The sequence below is a fragment of the Actinoplanes sp. NPDC051633 genome (genome assembly GCF_040681735.1).
Classification (GTDB): domain Bacteria; phylum Actinomycetota; class Actinomycetes; order Mycobacteriales; family Micromonosporaceae; genus Actinoplanes.
Map to the genome: position 1 here is coordinate 1 of NZ_JBFAZH010001071.1, position 2,643 is coordinate 2,643.

Annotated in this window: 3 protein-coding genes; all 3 read left to right on the plus strand. The window is 70.7% G+C overall.

The genetic code is table 11. From position 1 onward, the window contains the following. Positions 1-58: 58 nt before the first annotated feature. Genes AB0M20_RS37065 through AB0M20_RS37075 form a run of 3 tightly spaced genes read left to right on the plus strand, consistent with a single transcriptional unit; the run spans position 59 to position 2,568 of the window. Positions 59-508 carry a glycosyltransferase family 4 protein gene (locus AB0M20_RS37065; RefSeq protein ID WP_364305414.1) on the plus strand — a complete coding sequence of 150 codons (450 nt, stop codon included), beginning with the start codon at positions 59-61 and terminating at the stop codon, positions 506-508. Next, entirely contained in the window at positions 502-1,692 is a 1,191-nt protein-coding gene (locus AB0M20_RS37070; RefSeq protein WP_364305410.1) for a cytochrome P450, read from the plus strand. The genes AB0M20_RS37065 and AB0M20_RS37070 overlap by 7 nt, the downstream gene beginning before the upstream one ends. Before the next feature lie 15 nt (positions 1,693-1,707). Then, a complete protein-coding gene (locus tag AB0M20_RS37075) occupies positions 1,708-2,568 on the plus strand; it encodes a glycoside hydrolase family 16 protein (RefSeq protein WP_364305412.1) in 861 nt (286 codons plus the stop codon). The last annotated feature ends 75 nt before the right edge of the window (positions 2,569-2,643 follow it).

Below are 2,643 nucleotides of genomic sequence, written 5' to 3' on the forward strand. Positions count from 1 at the left end.
TATTTTGTTCTAAACCGTTTAACTCACCTACAAAGATTCCAAATAGTCCTAAAAACACATCGGCGCGCGGCTTGCGCTGGTCGGCGACGGCGACCAGCTCGCGGCGGCCCGGGCACTGGCCCTGCCCGGCGTCTCCTGCGCCGGGGCGAGCACCGACGTGCGCCCCTGGCTGGCCGCGGCCGACGTGGCGGTCTTCCCGTCCCGCTGGGAAGGGCTGTCGCTGACCGTGCTGGAGGCGTTCGCGCTCGGCCGCGGCGTGGTGGTGAGCGACATCCCCGGACTGGCCGAGGTGGTCACCCCTGAGGTCGGCGCGACCGTGCCCGCCGAGCAACCGGTCGCGCTCGCGGCGGCCGTTGCCGAGCGGCTGCTCGACCCGGTTCTCGCCGGCCGGGAGGGCGCCGCCGCCGCCCGGCACGCGGTTCGCTTCGACCATCGGCTGACCTTCGATCAACTCGCGGCGGAGACCACCGCCGTCGTCTCCGGCCGTAAGGAGCTCGCGACATGGTGACCACGACCCGCCCCCTGGATCTCGCCGACCCCGGGTTCTGGCGCCTGCCCGAGGAGGAGCGGCTGGCGGCCTTCCGCGCGCTGCGGGAGCTCGAGCACCCGGTCCGCTTCGGCGACGCGGTCAACGGCTTCCACGCGCTGGTGCGGCACCGCGACGTCGTGGAGGCCAGCCGCAACCCCAAGATCTTCACCAGTGGTACGGGGGTGACGACGCCCCGGCCGCCCCGATGGGTGCGGACCGTCTTCGGCGACTCGATGGTGAACCTGGACGACCCGCGGCACGGCCGGCTGCGGGCCGTGGTGAGCAAGGCGTTCACGCCGCGGGTGGTCGGCCGGATCGCCTCCGACGTCGAGCGCCTGGCCACGGCGATCGCGGACGACGTGCTGGCCACGCGGCCGAGTGACTTCGTCTCCGCGGTCGCCGGGCGCATGCCGTTCGAGGTCATCTGCGACATGATGGGCATCCCCGCTTCGTACCGGCCGGAGGTGCTGGCGCAGGTCGACCACAGCACCGAGCGGACCGGCGGGCGGTTCCGCGTACCCGGAAAGAACCTGCGCGCTCTCGCCCGGCTCCAGCACGTCGTCGGCAAGGTGGCGCGTGAGCGCCGCCGCGAGCCGGCCGACGACCTCATCTCCGCCCTGGCCAACGCCGGCCTCAATGCCCGCGAGCTCGGGTCGTTCTTCTCGCTGCTGCTGGTGGCCGGCGTGGAGACGACGCGGAACACCATCGCGCACGGCCTGCACCTGCTCACGGTCAACGAGGCGCAGCGCGAGCTGCTGACGAACGACTTCGACCGGCACGCGGCCGGCTTCGTGGACGAGGTGGTGCGCTTCAGCTCGCCGATCATCCAGTTCCGCCGGACCGTCTCCGAGGACTACGAGTTGGGCGGGCACCCGCTGCGCGCCGGGGACGACGTGGTGTTGTTCTACACCTCGGCGAACCGGGACGAGGCCGTGTTCGACGCGCCGGACTCCTTCGACATCACCCGCAAGCCGAACCCGCACGTGGGATTCGGCGGCGGCGGCCCGCACTTCTGCCTCGGTACCTCGTTGGCCAAGCAGGAGATCACGGTGCTCTTCCGGGAGCTGCTGACGCGGATGCCGGGGATCCGCTCGGCGGGAGCCCCGGTGCTCGCGCCGTCCAGCTTTGACAACCGCATCGCGCGACTGCAGTTCACGTTCTGACCGGGAGGCCGAATCATGACGCATCAGCATCGATGGCGCCGTGTCGCCGTACTCTTCAGCATCCTCGTGCTCGCCTCCTGCACCCGCGCGCCGGCCACCTCCGACGAGCCGGCGGCCGCGCCCCCCTCATCGCCGCCGGCCGCCACGCCGCCGGTCGAGGCGGACGGCCCACCGCTGCCGGTCGGCCAGACCGAGGGCTGGGAGCTGATGTTCAGCGACGAGTTCGACGGCACGTCGCTGGACCGCAAGCGCTGGGCGGACCAGTCGTCGGCCGAGCCGGACATGGGCCGCGGCAACCCGGACAACCAGCAGCTCGAGTGGAACCAGGCGGCCAACTGCACGGTCGGTGACAACGAGCTGGTGATGACCGCCAAGCGGGAGCCGTTCACGTCGCAGTCCGGCCGGAAGTACGAGTGGACCTCCTGCCTGATCACCACCACGCCGTCCTATGACTTCCAGTACGGCTACATCGAGGAGCGCTCGGTGCTGCCGTCGCCGCGCGGCTTCTGGCCGGCCTTCTGGACGTGGCAGGCGCGCGGGGTGGACCAGCACACCGAGACCGACGTGTACGAGTTCTACTCCGACAACCACCGCCGTCTGTACGGCACGCAGTACTCCGGGCCGCGCGCCCGCTGCGACATCGCGCCGCAGTTCGACCCGACGGAGGGCTGGCACACGTACGGCGTGGCGATCGAGCCGTCCGGCACCACCTGGTACGTCGACGGCAAGCAGGTGTGCACCTCGCCGGCCACGTCCGACGGCACCACCAACATCATCTCGAACCTCGCCGTCTACTCGAAGATCCCGCCGGACCCGTCGACCACGAGCGCGACGAAGCGCGTCGACTACATCCGGGCGTGGCAACGCCCTTCTTGACGAGCCGCCGCCCGTAACCCGACGGCACGGCCCGGCGGGATCTTCGAGTAGACGGCGAGGTTCGAGATGATGTTG